Source organism: Aeromonas sp. TW 6, from assembly GCF_013168745.1.
Classification (GTDB): domain Bacteria; phylum Pseudomonadota; class Gammaproteobacteria; order Enterobacterales; family Aeromonadaceae; genus Aeromonas; species Aeromonas caviae.
This window is the reverse complement of sequence record NZ_JABERS010000023.1, coordinates 41194-60245: the sequence shown is the minus strand read 5'-3', so window position 1 is coordinate 60245 and position 19052 is coordinate 41194. Positions and strand designations below refer to the sequence as shown.

The window sequence follows — 19052 nt, the reverse complement described above, 5'->3', positions numbered from 1 at the left end:
GTAAGTTTATGATACCGAACAAGTTTGAGACTAGGGTGGACAAGGGATGGCAGACGATAACGAACTGACGCTGAAGGATCCGGCGGCAGGCAAGAAAAAGAAGCTGATCATGATAGTCGCCCTGGCTGTCGTGCTCCTTGGCGGGGGCGGCGCCGGCGCCTGGTTCATGCTCGCCGGTGGGGATGAGCCCGCGGCCGAAAAGAGCGAGGCCAAGCCGGAGGCGAACACGCCCCAGCCCTCGCTCTATGTGGGCATGCCCCGTCCCTTCGTGTTCAACGTGGCGGGAGGCCAGCGGGATCGGCTGGTGCAGATCAAGATCCAGCTGATGGTGCGCGGCACCGCCGACGAAACCCTGGCCAAACAGAACATTCCCCTGATCGAAGGCACCTTGCTGCGGGTCTTCAGCTCGGCGACCGCCGAACAGCTGATGACCTTCGAGGGCAAGGAGAAGCTGCGTCAGGATTCGCTGGAAGAGTGCCGCCGGGTGCTGAACGACCTGGTCTCTTCTCCCGTAATCGAACAAGTGCTGTTTACCGGCTTTGTCATGCAATGAAAGGTGAAGCGTGAGCGATCTGTTAAGTCAGGACGAGATTGATGCCCTGCTGCACGGCGTCGACGATGTCGAGGAGGAGGAGCTGGGAGCTGCCGGGGATCCCGGTATCGCCCAGTTCGACTTCTCCTCTCAGGACCGCATCGTCCGCGGCCGCATGCCGACCCTGGAGCTGGTGAACGAACGGTTTGCCCGCCACATGCGCATCAGCCTGTTCAACATGATGCGGCGCACCGCCGAGGTCTCCATCAACGGCGTGCAGATGCTCAAGTTCGGCGAATATGTCCACACCCTGTTCGTGCCCACCAGCCTGAACATGGTGCGTTTCCGCCCCCTCAAGGGGACGGCGCTCATCACCATGGAGGCGCGGCTCGTCTTCATCCTGGTGGAGAACTTCTTTGGCGGTGATGGCCGCTACCACGCCAAGATCGAGGGGCGGGAATTCACCCCCACCGAGCGGCGCATCATCCAGATGCTGCTCAAGCTGGTGTTCGAGGACTACAAGGATGCCTGGGCGCCGGTGATGGACGTGGGCTTTGAATACCTCGACTCCGAAGTGAACCCGGCCATGGCGAACATCGTCAGCCCCACCGAGGTGATCGTGGTGAGCTCCTTCCACATCGAGCTGGACGGCGGTGGCGGCGACTTCCACGTGGCCATGCCCTACTCCATGCTGGAACCCATCCGCGAACTGCTGGATGCGGGGGTGCAGAGCGACAAGGGGGATACCGACGTGCGCTGGAGCAAGGCCCTGCGCGACGAGATCATGGACGTCAAGGTGGAGCTCAAGGCCAAGCTGCTGGAGACCGAGCTCTCCTTGCGTGAGCTGATGGAGCTCAGACCCGGGGACATCATCCCGGTGGAGATGCCGGAGAACCTGCTGGTCTTTGTGGAGGATCTGCCCACCTTCCACGCCAAGATGGGGCGCACCAAGGAGAACGTGGCGCTCAAGATCACCGACAAAATCAAGCGCCCTGACGGGGTCAAGACAGAGATGCATCTGGTGACCCGCGGGGGCGTGCGCATTGATGGCGAAGCCGAGCTGGAAGAGCTCGAGCGAAGCATCTCTGACAAACACCCTGATTGATCCTCCCCCCGGGGAGGTGTTGCAACACTGAGGAATTGAAGATGAGCGGAACCGATGACGAGCAGGATTTGATGGCTGACGCCTGGGCGGCCGCACTGGAGGAGCAGGTCACGGCCGAAGCCAAGCCTGCCCCCCTGGAGGAGTTGAAGGACGAAGCCCCCATCAGCGCCGAAGAGCGGCGCAAGCTGGACACCATTCTGGACATCCCGGTGACCATCGCCATGGAAGTGGGCCGCAGCCAGATCAGCATTCGCAACCTGCTGCAACTGAACCAGGGCTCGGTGGTGGAGCTGGATCGGGTGGCGGGTGAACCCCTGGACGTGCTGGTCAACGGCACCCTGATCGCCCACGGCGAGGTGGTGGTGGTGAACGACAAGTTCGGTATCCGCCTTACCGACGTCATCAGCCAGATTGAAAGGATCAAGAAGCTCAAATGATCCGTGTGCTCCCGTTGTGGCTGTTTTCCCTGCCTGCCCTGGCCAACCCGGGGGTAGGGGCCAATCCCCCCAGCCTCACCTCCTGGCTGCTCTCCAGCCTGATGGTGATCGGCCTCATCCTGGTGCTCGGCTTCCTGCTCAAGAAGAGCAAGCTTTCCCAGGTGATGGGAGGGGGCCAGATGAAGGTCATCGCCACCCTGCCCCTTGGCTACAAGGAGAAGCTGATGGTGGTCAAGGTGGGCGGCCAGCAACTGCTGGTCGGGGTGACGCCGCAGCAGGTCAACTTCCTCTATCGCCTGGAGGAGCCGCTGGACGAGAGCCAGCCCCAGGCGTTCTCCGAGCAACTGGGCAAACTGATGGGCAAGCATGAAAAACGTTAACTGGACCCGGTGGCTGGCACTGCTCTCTCTGGTGCTCTCGCCCCTGGCGATGGCCCAGGACGGCATGTCGGCACTCACCGTCAAGACCATGGCGGATGGCAGTCAGGAGTACAGCCTGACCCTGCAGGTGCTGGCGCTGATGACCGCGCTCTCCTTCCTGCCGGCCATGGTGATCATGATGACCTCCTTCACCCGGATCATCGTGGTGCTCGGCATCCTGCGCCAGGCCATCGGTCTGCAGCAGAGCCCCTCCAACCAGGTGCTGATCGGCATCGCCCTCTTCATGTCGTTTTTCATCATGTCGCCGGTGCTGGATCGCATCAACAACGAGGCGTTGCAGCCCTATCTGGCCGAGACCATCGGGGCCAAGGAGGCCCTGGAGAAGGCGGAGCTGCCCATTCACCAGTTCATGCTGGCCCAGACCCGGGTCAAGGATCTCAATACTTTCATGGAGATAGCGAACGTGCAGGTGGCCGAGCCTGCGGACGTGCCGCTACGGGTGCTGATCCCGGCCTTTGTCACCAGCGAGCTCAAGACCGCCTTCCAGATAGGCTTCATGCTGTTTCTGCCCTTCCTGGTCATCGATCTGGTGGTCGCCAGTATCCTGATGGCCATGGGGATGATGATGCTCTCCCCCATGCTGGTCTCCCTGCCGTTCAAGCTGATGCTGTTCGTCATGGTGGATGGCTGGAACCTCATTCTGGGCTCCCTGGCCACCAGCTTCGGGCTGGGCTCGGGTGGTTAGGGGAGGGCAGACCCTCCCCCTGGCTCTCCCCTTCACTCGGGGAGGAAGCGAAGAGGCCTCTCTTTCTTTCGAAGGAGGAGGCCAGGAGGATGCGGCCCTGGGCAAACCCATCAAAAGGAGCGAGCAATGAGTCCTGAAACCTTCGTCGACGTCTTTCGCGAGGCGCTTTGGCTGGTGACCATCATGGTGTGCGCCGTGATCCTGCCGAGCCTGATGGTGGGGTTGGTGGTCGCCATCTTCCAGGCCGCCACCTCCATCAACGAACAGACCTTGAGCTTCCTGCCCCGTCTGGTGGTCACCCTGCTGGCCCTGGGAGCGGGGGCCCACTGGGGATTGCAGAGTCTGATGGACTTCTTCCAGCTGATGGTGAGCCAGATCCCCGAGGTGGTGGGCTGATGCCAGCCAAGGGCCACTCTTTTGCTCTGGCCGAGGCAGACCGGGGCCTGCGTCCTCCCGTTGGCTTGCCCCTGCCGGGAGTGTTGCTGTCATGACCTACACCACGGCGCTCATCATGGAGTGGCTCTCCTCCATCCTCTGGCCTCTGGCCCGGGTGAGCAGCCTCCTGATGGTGATGGCGGTCTTTGGCAGCCGGCTCGCCCCCGCCCATATCCGCATCGGCCTGGCGCTGGCGATCACCCTCATCATCGCCCCCCTGCTGCCCCCGATGCCGAAGATCGAGCTCTTCTCCCTCGGCAGCTTCCTGGTGCTGGGGCAGCAACTGCTCATCGGCATCGCGCTCGGCCTCATGACCCAGTTCCTGCTGGAGACCTTCGTGATGGCGGGTCAGGTCATCGCCATGCAGACCAGCCTGGGCTTTGCCACCCTGGTGGACCCCATGAATGGCCAGTCGGCTCCCGTGGTGGGTCAGTTCTACCTGATGCTGGCGACCCTGGTGTTTCTCGCGGTGGACGGCCACCTGCTGATGCTGCGCATGGTGGTGCTGAGTTTCGAAACCCTGCCGGTATCTGACAGCGGGCTCACCCTGCCTGCCATCCGCAGCCTGGTGAGCTTTCTCGGGGTCATGTATCAGGCTTCTCTGGTGATGGCGCTTTCGGCCATCATCGCCCTGCTGCTGATCAACTTCGCGTTCGGGGTGATGACCCGTGCGGCCCCCCAGCTCAACATCTTCAGCATCGGCTTTGCGGTGAGCATGATGTCGGGGCTCTTCATCCTCTGGCTCACCATCGGTGGCTTCATGGGACACTTCGACGCGCTCTGGGAGCGGGTGCAGGAGACCAGCTGCGAGCTCATCAACGTCCAGTGCTTCGGGGGCCAGCATGACTGAGGCCCTCCCGGTTGCGGCCCTTTTGCCGCCACTCTGGCGGGCCGCCAGCCGGCTGATGCCGGCAGGAGGCCAGCATGGCTGATACCGATCAGGAACGCACAGAACAACCCACGGGCAAACGACTGCAACAGGCCCGGGAAAAAGGGCAGATTGCACGCTCCAAGGAGCTGGGTACCGCCAGCGTCCTGCTGGCGACCGTGTTCGGCCTCCTGATGATCAAGGAGAGTCTGGCAGGGGCCATGATCAAGGTGCTCACCATGGGCTTTACCCTGGACCGGGATCAGGCGTTCGACCCCAATGCCATGGGGGCCATGGTGCCCGCCCTGCTGGGAGAGCTGATCCAGCCTCTGGGGCTGCTGTTCATGCTGGTGATCATCGCCGCCTTCGTCGGCAACACCCTGCTCGGCGGGATGAACTTCTCCTCCGAGGCCATGCTGCCCAAGTGGAGCAAGCTGAGCCCCCTGAGCGGCATCAAAAGGATGTTCGGGGTGCAATCCCTGGTAGAACTTGTCAAATCCATCGCGAAAGTGGTGTTTATTAGTCTGTTCGCCTGGTGGATGCTGTCGAGCCAGTTCAACCATCTGCTGAATCTCTCTCTTGAGGGCTTTCCCGGCGGCATCGTCGATGCTCTGGACCTGCTGCTCTGGATGCTGATCATCCTCTGCTGCGCCCTGATCCCCATTGTCGCCATCGATGTGCCGTTCCAGAGCTGGAACCACAATCGCCAGCTGAAGATGACCAAGCAGGAGATCAAGGACGAGTTCAAGGACAGCGAAGGCAAGCCCGAGGTCAAGGGGCGGATACGCCAGTTGCAGATGCAGATGGCCATGCGCCGCATGATGGGGGATGTCCCCAAGGCCGATGTGATCATCACCAACCCGACCCACTACTCGGTGGCACTCAAATACGATGCGGGCAAGCCGGGGGCTGCGCCCAAGGTACTGGCCAAGGGGGTCGACGAGGTGGCGATGAAGATCCGGGAGATCGGGCGCGAATACGACATCCCCGTCATGTCCTCCCCGCCGCTCACCCGGGCCCTTTACCACGCCACCGAGATTGGCCAGGAGATCCCGGAGGGGCTCTTCGCCGCCGTCGCCCAGGTGCTGGCCTATGTCTACCAGCTCAAGAAGTTTCGCCGCGGCCGTGGCCGGCGGCCGACCCCCCTCGCCAAGGATCTGCCCATCCCACCCGAGTTTCGCAAGTAAGGCGCTGGCTGCTGTCTGGCTTTGTCGCCAGGGGCAGCTCCAAGCTTCCACCTGAGCGTCGTAAGGCGCTGGCTGGAGCCTGACCTGTTCGCCTGGGACCCGTCCCCAATGTTCTCCCGGCTGGGAGCGCCAGCTTCCTTGCCGCCCCGGCCCGGAAAGCCTGCGACGGACTTCTGACAGCATCAAAATAAAACCCATGCAGATCAATGGATTGAATCATTGGCTTGATATTTGCTTTAATCCGGCATCGGTAGTTGAACATTGAGAAGCACGATGGGATTGAAGGCAGGGCTGGGCCGTTTCAAAGAGTACAGGTGGTTGCTGACCAAGGGGGTCGGGACCCCGCTGCTGGTGCTCGCCTCCCTCGGCATGGTGGTACTCCCCATTCCGCCCCTGATGCTGGATATCCTCTTCTCCTTCAATATCGCCCTCTCCATCGTGGTGCTGCTGGTGGCGGTCTATACCCGCCGCCCCCTGGAATTTGCCGCCTTCCCCACCGTCTTGCTGATCGCCACCCTGCTGCGGCTCGCCCTCAACGTCGCCTCCACCCGGGTGGTGTTGCTGGAAGGCCACAACGGCAGCGCGGCGGCAGGCCATGTGATCGAGGCGTTCGGCAACGTGGTGATCGGCGGCAACTATGCCGTGGGCATCATCGTCTTCATGATCCTGGTGATCATCAACTTCGTGGTGGTCACCAAGGGTGCGGGCCGGATCTCCGAGGTGAGCGCCCGCTTCACCCTTGACGCCATGCCAGGCAAGCAGATGGCCATCGATGCGGACCTGAACGCCGGTCTCATCAACCAGGAAGAGGCCAAGAAGCGCCGTCAGGACGTGACTCAGGAAGCGGACTTCTACGGCTCCATGGACGGTGCCTCCAAATTCGTGAAGGGGGATGCCATCGCCGGCATCATGATCCTCTTCATCAACATCATCGGCGGCTTCATCATCGGCATGATGCAGCACCAGCTCACCTTCGGCGAAGCGGCCCAGGTCTATACCCTGCTCGCCATCGGTGACGGTCTGGTCGCCCAGATCCCCTCGCTCCTGCTCTCCATTGCCGCGGCCATCATCGTTACCCGTCAGAATACCGACCAGGACATGGGGACAGCGGTACTCGGCCAACTGTTCGAAAATCCCAAGGCGCTGGTGATCTCCGCCGGCATCCTGCTGATGATGGGCAGCGTACCCGGCATGCCGCACCTGGCTTTCCTGAGCCTGGGGGCGGTGGCGGCGGCGGGCGCCTGGTGGCTGCTGCGCCGCGAGAAGCAGAACAAGGCGAAGGCGGCGAGCGGTGAACTCATGCCGGCCCAGGGGGATGCCCCGGTGGAGCAGAAGGATCTCAGCTGGGACGACGTCATGCCGGTGGACATCATCGGCCTGGAGGTGGGTTATCAGCTGATACCTCTGGTGGACAAGAATCAGGGGGGCGAGCTGCTCAACCGGATCAAGGGGGTGCGCAAGAAGCTCTCCCAGGAGCTGGGCTTTCTGGTGCCTGCCGTCCACATTCGCGATAACCTGGATCTTGCCCCCAACCAGTACCGCATCACCCTGATGGGCGTGAGCACGGGGGAAGCCACCGTCTATCACGACAAGGAGATGGCCATCAACCCGGGGCAGGTGTTCGGCCAGATCCACGGTATCGCTACCCAGGACCCGGCGTTCGGGCTGGAGGCGGTCTGGGTCGCCAAGGAGCAGGTCTCCCAGGCCCAGACCCTTGGCTACACCGTGGTCGATGCGGCCACCGTGGTGGCTACCCACCTGAGCCAGATCCTCTCCAACCATGCGGCGCTGCTGCTGGGTCATGACGAGGTGCAACAACTGCTCGACATGATAGGGAAGCATCAGAGCAAGCTGGTGGAAGGACTGGTTCCCGAGGTGATCAGCATGGGCAACCTGGTGAAGGTATTGCAGAATTTGCTCAATGAAGGCGTGCCAATTCGCGATATGCGCACTATCCTGCAGACCCTTGTGGAATATGCGCCCCGCAGCCCGGACCCGGAAGTGCTGACCGCAGCCTGCCGGATCGCCCTGCGCAGATTGATTGTGCAGGAGATTGCCGGCCCCGAGCCCGAGCTGCCGGTGATCACCTTGTCACCAGAACTGGAACGTATATTGCATCAATCCCTGCAAGCAGGTGGGGGAGATGGCGCCGGTATCGAACCGGGACTGGCGGAGCGGATGCAACGCTCCCTGGTGGAAGCCACTCAACGACAAGAACTGGAAGGCCAGCCGGCCGTGCTTCTGACATCGGGGATATTGCGCAATACCCTGGCGAAATTTGTCAAGAATGCCATTCCTGGATTACGCGTGCTGTCCTATCAGGAAGTGCCTGACGACAAGCAGATCCGCATCGTCAGTGCGGTGGGACAGGGCTAGTTAGCGGAGATGACGGGTGAAGATTAAGCGGTTTTTTGCCAAAGACATGCGCACGGCGCTGGCCGAGGTCAAGGAGACTCTCGGACCCGATGCCGTCATCATGTCCAACAAAAAGGTCACCGGTGGGGTGGAGATAGTCGCGGCCGTCGATTATCAATCCCAGGTACCGGGGCCCAAAGACGCGCCGGTTCGCCGTCAGTTGAATGAAGAGAGCGTCAATATCTCGTCTGCGGGCAAGCAGATGACGAGGTCGGCGCCACCCAAGGAACAGAACGAATACTACGCCGATACCCTGGCGGCCCTGCTGGCACGCCAGCAGAAGCTCAATCCGGCCAACCCGGCGGGTGGCAATGGCGCCCCGGGATCATGGTCTGGCAACGGAGGCAACGGTCAGCCAGCTTCGGCCTCCTGGCCCGCCAATGGCGCTGCCGGCACCCAGTCCGCCGGACTGGCGGGCGCGGCCAGTGCTCCCAGAACCCTGGCCGAACAGGGCCAGTGGGGCGCCGCTCCCGAACCCGCCAAGCCCAAGGCCCGTCCTGCCGCCGCCCCGCGCCAGACCCAGTCAGCCCAGCGGGATCAGGAGATGGAGGGGATGCGCAAGGAGATGGCCAGCATCCGCAAGCTGCTGGAGCACCAGATCTCCGGCCTGATGTGGCAGGAGGTGGAGCGCCGCGAACCCATGCGCGCCCTGCTCATCAAGGAACTCAAGAAGATGGGGTTCGACGATGCCTTCGCCGATCAACTGGCGGGCCTCATCCCCGAAGACATGCCGATCCATCAGGCCATGGCCCAACTGGCCGAGGTGCTGACGGCCCAGCTCAAGATCAGCGAGGACGAGATCCTGCGTCAGGGAGGGGCGGTGGCCCTGCTCGGACCGACCGGGGTGGGCAAGACCACCACCATCGCCAAGCTGGCGGCCCGCTTTGCCATGAAGTATGGCGCCGAGCAGGTGGCGCTCATTACCACGGACAACTACCGGATCGGGGCCCACGAACAGTTGCAGACCTATGGTCGCATCATGGGTTGCCCGGTGCGTCAGGTGCGGGACGCCGAAGAGCTGGCCAGTGCCCTCTATCAGTTCCGCCATCGCCGGCTGGTGCTCATCGACACCGCCGGGGTGGGTCAGCGGGATATCCGCCTGACCGAACAGCTCGACACCCTGGTGAAGAATGCCAAGGTGCGCATCCGCAGTTATCTGGTCATGTCGGCCACCTCCCAGCGACGGGTGATGCAGGAGGCGGTGGATCACTTCCGGCGCATTCCGCTCTCCGGCTGCATTCTGACCAAGCTCGACGAGAGCCTGAATCTGGGTGAAGTGATCAACGTGTGCATTCAAAACGCCCTGCCCATCAGTTACATCACCGACGGGCAACGGGTGCCGGAAGATATTCAAGTTGCCAACGCGGCGCTGCTGGTCGGTGCCGCCATGGGGTCGCTGGAACGGGAAGCAGAAGATCCCTATTTCTGGGGATCGGGTTTTGGCGAATCCGAAGATTCGGAGTTTTATGAGTAACATGTATATGGATCAGGCGAGTGGTCTGCGCAAAATGCGTCAAAACAATCGAGTGAAAGTGATCGCCGTGTCCGGAGGCAAGGGGGGCGTCGGCAAGACCAACGTGACCCTGAACGTGGCGGGAGCCATGGCCGCCCAGGGCAAGCGGGTGTTGGTGCTGGACGCCGACCTTGGTCTGGCCAACGTCGACGTCATGCTGGGGCTGAGGGTGCATCGCAACCTCTCCCATGTGCTGGCGGGGGAATGCACCCTGGACGACATCATCGTCGAGGGGCCCTACGGCATGATGATAGTGCCAGCCACCTCGGGCACTCAGTCCATGGTCGAGCTCTCCCCGGTACAACATGCCGAGCTCATCCGCGCCTTCAGCGAGATGAAGACCCAGGTGGACGTGTTGCTGGTGGACACGGCGGCGGGGATCTCCGACATGGTGCTGAGTTTCACCCGTGCCGCCCAGGACATCATGGTGGTGGTGTGCGATGAACCCACCTCCATCACGGATGCCTACGCGCTCATCAAGATCCTCTCCAAGGATCACGGTGTATTCCGCTTCAAGGTGGTGGCCAACATGGTCCGCTCCCTGCGCGAGGGGCAGGAGCTGTTCGCCAAGCTGACCCGGGTCACCGACCGCTTCCTGGATACCTCCCTGGAGCTGGTGGCCTGCGTGCCTTACGACACCAACCTGCGGGCCGCGGTGCGCAAGCAGAAACTGATAGTTGAGGCGTTTCCAAAATCCCCTGCCGCCCTGGCATTTCGTGCCCTGGCGAACAAGGCGGCGAGCTGGCCCATCCCGAATCAGCCGGGCGGCCACCTCGAATTTTTCCTGGAAAACTTGTTGCAAAAGCCGGTCATAACACAGGAAGACTCCCGTGAATAAAGCCCAAGCATACTTGCGTCATCAGGATTCCTACGTGCTGGTCGAGCGACACGCTCCGCTGGTCAAGCGGATTGCCCAGCATTTATTGGCTCGCCTGCCAAGCAGTGTCTTGCTGGATGACCTGATCCAGGCAGGTATGATTGGGCTGCTCGAAGCTTCCCGCAACTTTGACGGCAGCAAGGGCGCCAGCTTTGAAACCTATGCCGGCATCCGCATCCGTGGTGCCATGCTCGACGAGATCCGCCGTGGGGACTGGGTGCCCCGCTCGGTGCACCGCAACAGCCGTGCCATCGCAGAAGCGATCGAGAACGTGGAGCAGGCCCATGGCCGGGATGCCAGAGACACCGAGGTGGCCGCCAATATGGGGGTCTCCCTCGGGGAGTACCATGCCATGCTGCAGGATGTCTCCTGCGGCAAGATCATCGGCATCGAGGATCTGGGCGTCAGCGAAGATGTCATCGGTCATCCCGATGAAGGCAACGGTCAGGGAGGATTCGACGATCTGGCGGCTGAACGCTTCCAGGGGGCCCTGGCGGAGCACATCGCCCGCCTGCCGGAGCGGGAGGCGCTGGTGCTCTCCCTTTATTACGATGAAGAGCTGAATCTGCGCGAGATCGGTGAAGTATTGAGTGTAAGTGAGTCTCGGGTGAGCCAGATTCATAGTCAGGCCATGCACAGGCTGCGCGCCCGTTTGCGAGATTGGAATTTATAAGTGGTTGTACTGGCTACACTGGAGCACAACTCTAAGGCATAATCCGCACCATAAAACCTGCGATCTGCATCATGTAAGTGAGCCGTCTTGGCGGCTATTTAGGAGGAACTTTGGACAAGAACATGAAAATCCTCATCGTCGATGACTTTTCAACGATGCGCCGGATTATCAAGAACTTGCTGCGTGACCTGGGATACAACAATACCCATGAAGCAGACGATGGCAACACGGCGTTGCCGATGCTGAAAAATGGCGACTTCCAGTTCGTGGTCACCGACTGGAACATGCCCGGTATGCAGGGCATCGACCTGCTCAAGGCGATTCGCCTCGACGACAAGCTCAAGCACCTGCCGGTTCTGATGGTGACTGCCGAAGCCAAACGCGAGCAGATCATCGAAGCCGCCCAGGCCGGGGTCAATGGCTATATCGTCAAGCCGTTCACCGCTGCCACCCTCAAAGAGAAGCTCGACAAAATCTTTGAACGTATCGGCTAAGGAGCGGCAGGGATGAAGGCCAAAACGAGTGCCATGATCTCGCTTGACCAGGCAAGGATGCTGGTTGCCCACCTGGAGCGGGAAGAGTTTGAACAGGCCGATACCATCCTCGCCGATGTGTGCGCCCCCAATGCGGCGGCCCTGTTTGACAAGGTGGGGCAGCTGACCCGCCAATTGCACAACTCATTGCAGGATTTTCGCCTGGATCCCAGGATCCCCGACCTGGCCACCCATGAAATCCCGGATGCCCGGGAGCGTCTGAGCTATGTCATCGACATGACGGACAAGGCGGCCAATCGCACCATGGATGCGGTCGAGGCAAGCCTTCCCATCGCCGATCGACTCAACGACAACATTCAGCTGGTCATGCCCAACTGGAATGCCCTGATGAGCCGGGATCTCGAGCTGGGTCAATTCAAGGCGCTGTGCCATCAACTGAATGATTTTATTAAGGCTTCTGAGACGGATGCCGATAAGTTACGACAACTGCTGACGGAAATTCTGATGGCTCAGGATTTCCAGGACCTGACCGGTCAGATGATCCGCAAGGTGATCAAACTGGTGCAGGAAGTTGAAACGAAGTTGATAGAGATGCTGACCATGTTCGGTGAGGGCGTTAGCGACAATTCGGCACGTAGCCTGCCAGTGAGAGGCATCGAGGCGGAAGGCCCCATCATGAACCCGCAGACCCGCTCAGATGTGGTCAATGGTCAAGATGATGTGGACGATCTGCTGTCTAGCCTGGGATTCTAATGGAGTGACGCATGGCCTTCGAAGTTGATGAAGACATACTGCAAGACTTTTTGGTCGAAGCATCAGAAATATTGGAACAGTTGTCTGAACAACTGGTCGACTTGGAAAAGCGGCCCGATGACAAGAACCTGTTGAACGCCATCTTCCGCGGCTTCCACACCGTCAAGGGGGGAGCGGGCTTCCTCTCCCTCACCGAACTGGTGGATGTCTGTCACGGTGCCGAGAACCTGTTCGACATGCTGCGCAACGGCAAGCGGACCCTCAGTGCCGAGCTGATGGATGTCATCTTGCAGGCGCTGGATGCCATCAACGTCATGTTTGCCCAGGTCCAGAACCGCGAAGAGATAAGCCCCGCTTCTCCCGATCTGCTGCACGATCTGCACGAGCTGTGCAAGCCGGAAGGGCAGGAGCAGCTGCGTACCGCCAGCGTGGCGGCCCAGCCAGCACCCGAGCCTGAGCCCGAACCCGCACCAGAACCCGAGGTCATCGCCGAGGTGGCGCCTGTCGCCGTCAATGGCGGTGGCTCCATCGACGAGATCTCCGCCGACGAATTTGAACGCCTGCTCGATGAGCTGCACGGTGTCGGCAAAGCGCCGACGGTCTCTGCCGCCCCCGTGCTGAGCGGTTCAGGTGACATCACAGACGACGAATTCGAGGCTCTGCTCGACCAGCTCCATGGTCAGGGCCAGCACGGTGGTGCCCCCGATCTGGCCCCCCTGCACTCGGTCCAGAAAGAGGTGGACGAGCTCATCGACGACGATGAGTTCGAGCGCCTGCTGGATGAACTGCACGGCCGTGGCCAGGCGCCCCAGCACAGTCTGGCACCTGCTCCTGCGCCCGAACCCAAGGCTCCGGCACCCGCTGCCCCCGCAGCCCCGGTGACGCCGCCCAAGGCGCCAGTGGCCGCCAAACCTGCGCCGGCAGAGCCCACAGCGCCAGCCAGGGCCGCCCCTGCCAAGCAGGCCGCTCCCGCCGAGAGCAGCGCGGTACAGAGCGATACCACGGTGCGGGTGGATACCAAGACCCTGGACGTCATCATGAACATGGTGGGCGAACTGGTGCTGGTGAGAAACCGCCTGGTGAGCCTCGGCATCGCCAGCAATGACGAAGAGATGTCCAAGGCTGTCGCGAACCTCGACGTCGTGACCGCCGATCTGCAGGGCGCGGTCATGAAGACCCGCATGCAGCCTATCAAGAAAGTATTCGGCCGCTTCCCGCGCGTGGTGCGCGATCTGGCTCGTACCCTCAAGAAGGAGATCGAGCTGGTGATGGTGGGTGAGGACACGGATCTGGACAAGAACCTGGTGGAGGCCCTGGCCGACCCCCTGGTTCACCTGGTGCGCAACTCCTGCGACCATGGCGTCGAGATGCCGGACGTGCGCGAGAAGGCGGGCAAGCCCCGTCAGGGCACCATCACCCTGAGCGCCTCCCAGCAAGGGGACCACATTCTGCTCTGCATCGAGGATGACGGCGCAGGGATGGACCCGGAGAAGCTCAAGTCCATCGCCATCAGCCGTGGCGTGCTCGATGCTGACAGCGCGGCGCGCATGAGCGACAACGATGCCTACAACCTGATCTTCGCCCCCGGCTTCTCCACCAAGTCGGAGATCTCCGACATCTCCGGCCGTGGAGTGGGTATGGACGTGGTGAAGACCAGCATCGTCAGCCTCAATGGCTCGGTGCACATCGATTCCACCTGGGGTAAGGGCACCCGTCTCGAGATCAAGGTTCCCCTGACCCTGGCCATTCTGCCGACCCTGATGGTGGAGGTGGGTCAACAGACCTTCGCCCTGCCCCTCGGTTGCGTGAATGAGATTTTCCACCTGGATCTGAAAAAGGCCAACGTGGTGGATGGCCAGCTCACCATCATCGTCCGTGACAAGGCGATTCCGCTGTTCTACCTGCACAAGTGGCTGGTACGCGGTGCCGGCAAGACGGCCCGCCAGGACCAGGGCCACGTGGTCATCGTCCAGATCGGCACCCAGCAGGTCGGCTTCGTGGTAGACAACCTCATCGGCCAGGAAGAGGTGGTGATAAAGCCCCTGGACAACCTGCTGCAAGGTACCCCCGGCATGGCCGGCGCCACGATTACCAGCGACGGCGGCATCGCCCTCATTCTGGATGTGCCCAGCCTGCTCAAGGCCTATGCCCGTCGCCACTGAGCGCCAGGCTCAAGGAGTTAAAAGAATAACAATGGCAGTCAAGGTATTAGTGGTCGACGATTCGAGTTTCTTCCGCCGTCGGGTCAGCGAAATCATCAATCAGGATCCCCTGATGACGGTGATCGACACGGCCCAGAACGGGCGGGAGGCGGTAGACAAGGCGCAGCAGTTGCGGCCCGACGTCATTACCATGGACATTGAAATGCCGGTGCTCGACGGCATCAGCGCCGTGCGCGAGATCATGGCCAAGTGTCCGACCCCCATCCTGATGTTCTCTTCCCTGACCCACGAGGGAGCCAAGGCAACCCTGGATGCGCTGGATGCGGGCGCCCTCGATTTTCTGCCCAAGAAGTTTGAAGACATCGCCCGGGACAAGGACGAAGCCGTCAACCTGCTGCAGCAGCGGGTCAAGGAGATCGCCCGCAAGCGCTTCCTGATGGCGACCCGGCCCCGCGCCCCCGAGCCTGCCGTCCGGCCCGCCGTCACGGGGACCCTGAATCGCCCCTTGGCCGAACGCCAGCCCGAGCCTGTGCGGGCAGCGGCGGCTCCCGCCGCGTTCAAGCGCAGTGGCAAGAGTTACCAGCTGGTTGCCATCGGTACCTCCACCGGCGGGCCGGTGGCACTGCAGAACGTGCTGACCAAGCTGCCGGGGGATTTCCCTCATCCCATTCTGCTGATCCAGCACATGCCGGCCACCTTCACCGCTGCCTTTGCCGCCCGCCTCAACGGGCTGTGCCAGATAGGGGTCAAGGAGGCGCAGGATGGCGACGTGCTCAAGCCGGGTCAGGCCTATCTTGCCCCCGGTGGCAAGCAGATGCTGCTGGAAGGGCGCGGGCCCGGTGCCCGTCTTCGCATCATCGATGGCAATGACAAGGTCAACTACAAACCCTGTGTGGACATCACCTTCGCCTCCGCCGCCAAGACCTATGGCGACAAGGTGCTGGCCATCGTCCTGACCGGCATGGGCGCGGATGGCCGCGACGGTGCCCGTCTGCTCAAGGAGCAGGGGGCGACCATCTGGGCGCAGGATGAAGCCTCCTGTGTGGTCTATGGCATGCCCCAGGCCGTTGCCAAGGCGGGCATAGCAAGCGAATCCCTGCCGCTGGATCGGGTGGCCCAGCGCATTCTGGTCGAGTTGGGCCGCTGACCATGGGCATGCTCGGCCTGGTGCTGGCGCTGGGGGCCGTCGCCATCGCCCAGTGGTGGCATGGCGGGAGCCTGCTGACCCTGCTGGATGGCCCGGCCTTTGTCATCGTCGTCGGGGGAACCTGGGGGGCGGTGATCTTGCAGACTCCCCGCAGGTACCTGCTCAGTGCCCTGAGGCAGGCTACCTGGATGCTGTTTCCGCCGCAGCTGGATCTTGCGGAGCAGGCCGAGCGCCTGAAGGCGTGGGCTCAGTTCGCCCGCCAGCAAGGCTTGCTGGCGCTGGAAAACCAGGCCGAGGCCGAGCCCGATCCCTTCACCCGCCAGGGGCTTTCCATGATTGTGGATGGCGTCTCCATCGAGGATATCCGCAGCCTGTTGGAGGCGGATATCGACATCGAGCAGGAGCGCAACGAGCACTCGGCCAGGGTGTTCGAGTCCATGGGGGGGTACAGCCCCACCATCGGCATCATCGGGGCCGTGATTGGCCTCATCCAGGCCATGTTTCATCTGGAGGAGCCAGGCACCCTGGGGGCGGGCATTGCCGTGGCCTTCGTCGCCACCATCTACGGGGTGGGCTTTGCCAACTTGCTCTATCTGCCAATTGCGAATCGGTTGCGCGCCTTCCACTACCATTACGGTCTCTATCAGGAGATGACCCTGGAGGGGCTTCTGGCCATCGCCCACGGGGAGAGCGGCCCGCAGGTTGAAAGGCGGTTACGGGCTTATCTGAAAGGGGAGTAGCCATGCGCAAGCGCTATCGTTTGCACCTGCAAGGGCGAGAGCATCTCGATCGCTGGCTGGTCTCCTATGCCGATTACATGACGCTCATCTTCGCCCTTTTCGTGGTGCTCTACTCCGTTGCCATCGTCAACAAGGAGGAGTACCGCGCCGTCATCGAGGGCATGACTCAGGCCTTCAACCAGGCGCCGCGCAGCGATGGTCTGCTGGAAGGGCGGGGCAATTCCTTGTTGGACAACCCGGTCTCGGCCGCCCCCAGCCTGCTGGAGAGCCAGGCCTCTGCGTCCCCCTCGCGGGCACCCATCACGGGCACGCCCGTCTCGCAAGATGGCACGGCTCTTGCACAGATCGACATGCAGATCCAGGAGTCCATGGGCGCCCTGGTCGATGCAGGGGTGGTGAAGCTTGCGCAGGATGACAACTGGCTGACGGTGGAGCTGAGTTCAGGTCTCCTGTTCAACAGTGGCAGCGCTTTTCTGGGGAGCAATGCCGCACCCGTGCTCGATACGCTTTCAGGTATTCTCAAACCGGTCGATAACTATGTCAGGGTGCGGGGCTACACGGATAACCAACCGATAAACAACGAAATTTTCCGCTCCAACTGGACATTGTCAGCGGCCCGTGCCGAGGCAGTGCTCAATGCCTTGGTGGGCAAGGGGGTGGCTCCCGGTCGGCTCGCCTACGAGGCGTACGGAGAGTTTTCCCCCTTCGTCGACAATGGCACCGAGCAGGGACGATTACAGAATCGCAAGGTGGTGGTCGCCATATCCAGGTTCGCCTGGGTGCCGCCAGCCCCCGTCAAACCGCTGACGGTGGCACCAGTGCAGGACGCACCGCAGAGTGTCGACAGTGAAAAGATCAGGGTGATCGCGCTGCCCGGTGGGGGCATACGCATAACAACAAGGCAGGATTGATACAGTGATTGTTTGGACGGTTGCCAATCAGAAAGGTGGAGTCGGTAAAACCACCACGGTCGTCTCCCTGGCGGGCATTCTGGCCCAGCGTGGCCAGCGGGTACTGCTGATCGACACCGACCCCCACGCCTCCCTGACCTCCTATCTCGATTTCGACTCGGACAGGCTGGAAGGCACCCTGTACGAGTTGTTCCAGGCGGCCAAACCCAGCGCCGAGCTGGTCAACCGGATGACCCTCAAGACCCGATTCGAGAACATCAGCCTGCTGCCTGCCTCGATTACCCTGGCCACGCTGGATCGGGTGATGGGCAACCGGGAAGGGATGGGGCTGGTGCTCAAGCGCGCTCTGCTGCGGGTGCAGGATCAGTTCGACTACGTGCTCATCGACTGTCCGCCGGTGCTGGGGGTCATGATGGTGAACGCGCTGGCGGCCTGCGATCGCATCCTGGTGCCGGTGCAGACCGAATTCCTGGCCCTCAAGGGGCTGGAGCGGATGATGAAGACCTTCGAGATCATGCAGCGCTCCAAGCGGGAGAAGTTCCGCTACACCATCATTCCGACCATGTTTGACAAGCGTACCCGCGCCTCCCTGATGACATTGCAGTCCATCAAGGAGCAGTATGGGGAGGCGGTGTGGAATGCGGTCATTCCCATCGACACCAAATTCAGGGATGCCAGTCTGGTGCACATTCCTCCCTCCATCTATGCACCGGGCAGCCGGGGCACCTATGCCTATGAGACCCTGCTCAACCATCTCGACGCGCTGGAGCGTCAACTGACCCAGGAGGTGATGCCGTGAGAGAGACCACCCAGGTTCGGGCCATGGACGACTATTTCCACTCCCTGCTGCTGGACGATGCCCTGCTGCGGGAAGATCCCGAAGACGAAGCACCGGCCCCTGCGTTGCAACGTCAGACCGTCGCCGTGCCGGAGGTGGCTGCCACCCCCTATCTTGAAACCGATACCCGACTGGCCCAGCTGAGCGAGCTGCTTGCCCAGGTGGGACAGGTCCAGTTCGAGATGGATGCCCTGAGCCACGAAGAGGTGCATGTCGAACCATTCCAGCTCGAGGCAGAGGTGGTTGACAGTGAGCCTCTGGTCGCCCTGGCAGAGCCGGTGGTGGAAGCCGTGGTGGAGGAGGTCGAGCCCGTCGCCCTCGCGGTGGCAGAACCCGCACCCGCCCTCGAAGCGGCGCCCGCACCGTCGACCTGGGAGAACCTGGATACCGGCAACGAGTTTCAGGCGCTCTTCTTCGACGTGGCCGGGGTGACGTTTGCGGTGCCTCTGACCGAGTTGGGGGGCATCCATCAACTGGGGGAGGTGACCTCTCTCTTCGGCCAGCCGGGCTGGTACAAGGGGATCATGACCTCCCGCGAGCAGAAGATGAACGTGGTGGACACGGCCCAGTGGGTCATGCCGGGCCAGCATCTGGAGATGGACGATTACAAATATCTGATTATGCTGGGAGAATCACCCTGGGGATTGGCCTGTCACCAGTTGAAGGGCACAGAACTGCTGCACCGGGACCAGGTGAAGTGGCGCCATCAGGAGGGCAAGCGCCCCTGGTTGGCCGGCATGGTCAAGGAGAAGATGTGTGCCCTGCTGCACGTCAGGGAGCTCTTGCTGCTGCTTGGCCGGGGCGTGAACATCGAAGGCCGCTGACAACGTCGGCATCGCC

At 61.9% G+C, this 19052-nt stretch carries 20 protein-coding genes; all 20 read left to right on the top strand.

The genetic code is table 11. The features are described from left to right. The first annotated feature begins 46 nt into the window (after positions 1-46). The 20 genes from fliL to HKD46_RS12785 all read left to right on the top strand — a co-directional run bounded on the left by fliL (position 47) and on the right by HKD46_RS12785 (position 19036). Entirely contained in the window at positions 47-553 is a 507-nt protein-coding gene (gene fliL / locus HKD46_RS12880) for a flagellar basal body-associated protein FliL (protein WP_010673922.1), read from the top strand. 10 nt (positions 554-563) lie between these two features. Next, positions 564-1637 carry a flagellar motor switch protein FliM gene (gene fliM / locus HKD46_RS12875; RefSeq protein ID WP_010673923.1) on the top strand — a complete coding sequence of 358 codons (1074 nt, stop codon included), beginning with the start codon at positions 564-566 and terminating at the stop codon, positions 1635-1637. A 41-nt stretch (positions 1638-1678) separates the two neighbouring features. Further along, positions 1679-2074, top strand: coding sequence for a flagellar motor switch protein FliN (fliN, locus tag HKD46_RS12870; RefSeq protein WP_010673924.1), 396 nt, complete (start codon positions 1679-1681; stop codon positions 2072-2074). Next, entirely contained in the window at positions 2071-2454 is a 384-nt protein-coding gene (fliO, locus tag HKD46_RS12865) for a flagellar biosynthetic protein FliO (RefSeq protein WP_010673925.1), read from the top strand. Before fliN ends, fliO begins: the two co-directional genes overlap by 4 nt. Next, complete coding sequence (gene fliP / locus HKD46_RS12860) at positions 2441-3199, top strand: flagellar type III secretion system pore protein FliP (RefSeq protein WP_010673926.1); 759 nt, start codon at positions 2441-2443, stop codon at positions 3197-3199. Before fliO ends, fliP begins: the two co-directional genes overlap by 14 nt. Before the next feature lie 126 nt (positions 3200-3325). After that, on the top strand, positions 3326-3595 hold the full coding sequence (fliQ, locus tag HKD46_RS12855) for a flagellar biosynthesis protein FliQ (RefSeq protein ID WP_010673927.1): 270 nt from the start codon (positions 3326-3328) through the stop codon (positions 3593-3595). A gap of 91 nt (positions 3596-3686) precedes the next feature. Then, on the top strand, positions 3687-4484 hold the full coding sequence (gene fliR / locus HKD46_RS12850) for a flagellar biosynthetic protein FliR (protein ID WP_010673928.1): 798 nt from the start codon (positions 3687-3689) through the stop codon (positions 4482-4484). A gap of 74 nt (positions 4485-4558) precedes the next feature. Further along, entirely contained in the window at positions 4559-5689 is a 1131-nt protein-coding gene (gene flhB / locus HKD46_RS12845) for a flagellar biosynthesis protein FlhB (protein WP_171865499.1), read from the top strand. A 273-nt stretch (positions 5690-5962) separates the two neighbouring features. Beyond that, positions 5963-8065: a flagellar biosynthesis protein FlhA gene (gene flhA / locus HKD46_RS12840; RefSeq protein ID WP_171865498.1), complete on the top strand. Its 2103-nt coding sequence runs from the start codon at positions 5963-5965 to the stop codon at positions 8063-8065. Between the two features lie 16 nt (positions 8066-8081). After that, a complete protein-coding gene (gene flhF / locus HKD46_RS12835; RefSeq protein WP_010673931.1) occupies positions 8082-9578 on the top strand; it encodes a flagellar biosynthesis protein FlhF in 1497 nt (498 codons plus the stop codon). Position 9579: 1 nt separating this feature from the next. Beyond that, complete coding sequence (locus HKD46_RS12830) at positions 9580-10455, top strand: MinD/ParA family protein (RefSeq protein WP_010673932.1); 876 nt, start codon at positions 9580-9582, stop codon at positions 10453-10455. Next, positions 10448-11167, top strand: a complete 720-nt coding sequence (locus HKD46_RS12825; RefSeq protein WP_029314170.1) for an RNA polymerase sigma factor FliA — start codon at positions 10448-10450, stop codon at positions 11165-11167. The genes HKD46_RS12830 and HKD46_RS12825 overlap by 8 nt, the downstream gene beginning before the upstream one ends. Positions 11168-11277: 110 nt before the next feature. Beyond that, entirely contained in the window at positions 11278-11661 is a 384-nt protein-coding gene (gene cheY / locus HKD46_RS12820) for a chemotaxis response regulator CheY (protein WP_010673934.1), read from the top strand. 12 nt (positions 11662-11673) lie between these two features. Continuing rightward, a complete protein-coding gene (locus tag HKD46_RS12815; protein WP_171865497.1) occupies positions 11674-12414 on the top strand; it encodes a protein phosphatase CheZ in 741 nt (246 codons plus the stop codon). A gap of 11 nt (positions 12415-12425) precedes the next feature. Beyond that, on the top strand, positions 12426-14576 hold the full coding sequence (locus HKD46_RS12810) for a chemotaxis protein CheA (protein WP_171865496.1): 2151 nt from the start codon (positions 12426-12428) through the stop codon (positions 14574-14576). Between the two features lie 31 nt (positions 14577-14607). Beyond that, the gene (locus HKD46_RS12805) at positions 14608-15723 is read left to right on the top strand and encodes a chemotaxis response regulator protein-glutamate methylesterase (protein WP_109112101.1); all 1116 of its coding nucleotides are present in this window, start codon (positions 14608-14610) and stop codon (positions 15721-15723) included. Positions 15724-15725: 2 nt separating this feature from the next. Then, on the top strand, positions 15726-16463 hold the full coding sequence (locus tag HKD46_RS12800; protein ID WP_171865495.1) for a flagellar motor protein: 738 nt from the start codon (positions 15726-15728) through the stop codon (positions 16461-16463). Positions 16464-16465: 2 nt separating this feature from the next. After that, positions 16466-17374 (top strand): OmpA family protein, encoded by a 909-nt coding sequence (locus HKD46_RS12795; protein ID WP_043154490.1) that lies wholly within the window; start codon positions 16466-16468, stop codon positions 17372-17374. A 4-nt stretch (positions 17375-17378) separates the two neighbouring features. After that, positions 17379-18173 carry a ParA family protein gene (locus HKD46_RS12790; RefSeq protein WP_161469823.1) on the top strand — a complete coding sequence of 265 codons (795 nt, stop codon included), beginning with the start codon at positions 17379-17381 and terminating at the stop codon, positions 18171-18173. Beyond that, positions 18170-19036, top strand: a complete 867-nt coding sequence (locus HKD46_RS12785) for a chemotaxis protein CheW (protein WP_104455537.1) — start codon at positions 18170-18172, stop codon at positions 19034-19036. The genes HKD46_RS12790 and HKD46_RS12785 overlap by 4 nt, the downstream gene beginning before the upstream one ends. The last annotated feature ends 16 nt before the right edge of the window (positions 19037-19052 follow it).

Bases quoted from the DNA above. Each gene is read 5' to 3' on its own strand.
- fliQ (WP_010673927.1), top strand. From the start codon at position 3,326: ATGAGTCCTGAAACCTTCGTCGACGTCTTTCGCGAGGCGCTTTGGCTG.
- HKD46_RS12815 (WP_171865497.1), top strand. From the start codon at position 11,674: ATGAAGGCCAAAACGAGTGCCATGATCTCGCTTGACCAGGCAAGGATG.
- HKD46_RS12810 (WP_171865496.1), top strand. From the start codon at position 12,426: ATGGCCTTCGAAGTTGATGAAGACATACTGCAAGACTTTTTGGTCGAA.
- HKD46_RS12795 (WP_043154490.1), top strand. From the start codon at position 16,466: ATGCGCAAGCGCTATCGTTTGCACCTGCAAGGGCGAGAGCATCTCGAT.
- fliN (WP_010673924.1), top strand. From the start codon at position 1,679: ATGAGCGGAACCGATGACGAGCAGGATTTGATGGCTGACGCCTGGGCG.
- HKD46_RS12830 (WP_010673932.1), top strand. From the start codon at position 9,580: ATGTATATGGATCAGGCGAGTGGTCTGCGCAAAATGCGTCAAAACAAT.
- flhB (WP_171865499.1), top strand. From the start codon at position 4,559: ATGGCTGATACCGATCAGGAACGCACAGAACAACCCACGGGCAAACGA.
- flhA (WP_171865498.1), top strand. From the start codon at position 5,963: ATGGGATTGAAGGCAGGGCTGGGCCGTTTCAAAGAGTACAGGTGGTTG.
- fliL (WP_010673922.1), top strand. From the start codon at position 47: ATGGCAGACGATAACGAACTGACGCTGAAGGATCCGGCGGCAGGCAAG.
- HKD46_RS12800 (WP_171865495.1), top strand. From the start codon at position 15,726: ATGGGCATGCTCGGCCTGGTGCTGGCGCTGGGGGCCGTCGCCATCGCC.
- HKD46_RS12805 (WP_109112101.1), top strand. From the start codon at position 14,608: ATGGCAGTCAAGGTATTAGTGGTCGACGATTCGAGTTTCTTCCGCCGT.
- fliR (WP_010673928.1), top strand. From the start codon at position 3,687: ATGACCTACACCACGGCGCTCATCATGGAGTGGCTCTCCTCCATCCTC.
- fliO (WP_010673925.1), top strand. From the start codon at position 2,071: ATGATCCGTGTGCTCCCGTTGTGGCTGTTTTCCCTGCCTGCCCTGGCC.
- fliP (WP_010673926.1), top strand. From the start codon at position 2,441: ATGAAAAACGTTAACTGGACCCGGTGGCTGGCACTGCTCTCTCTGGTG.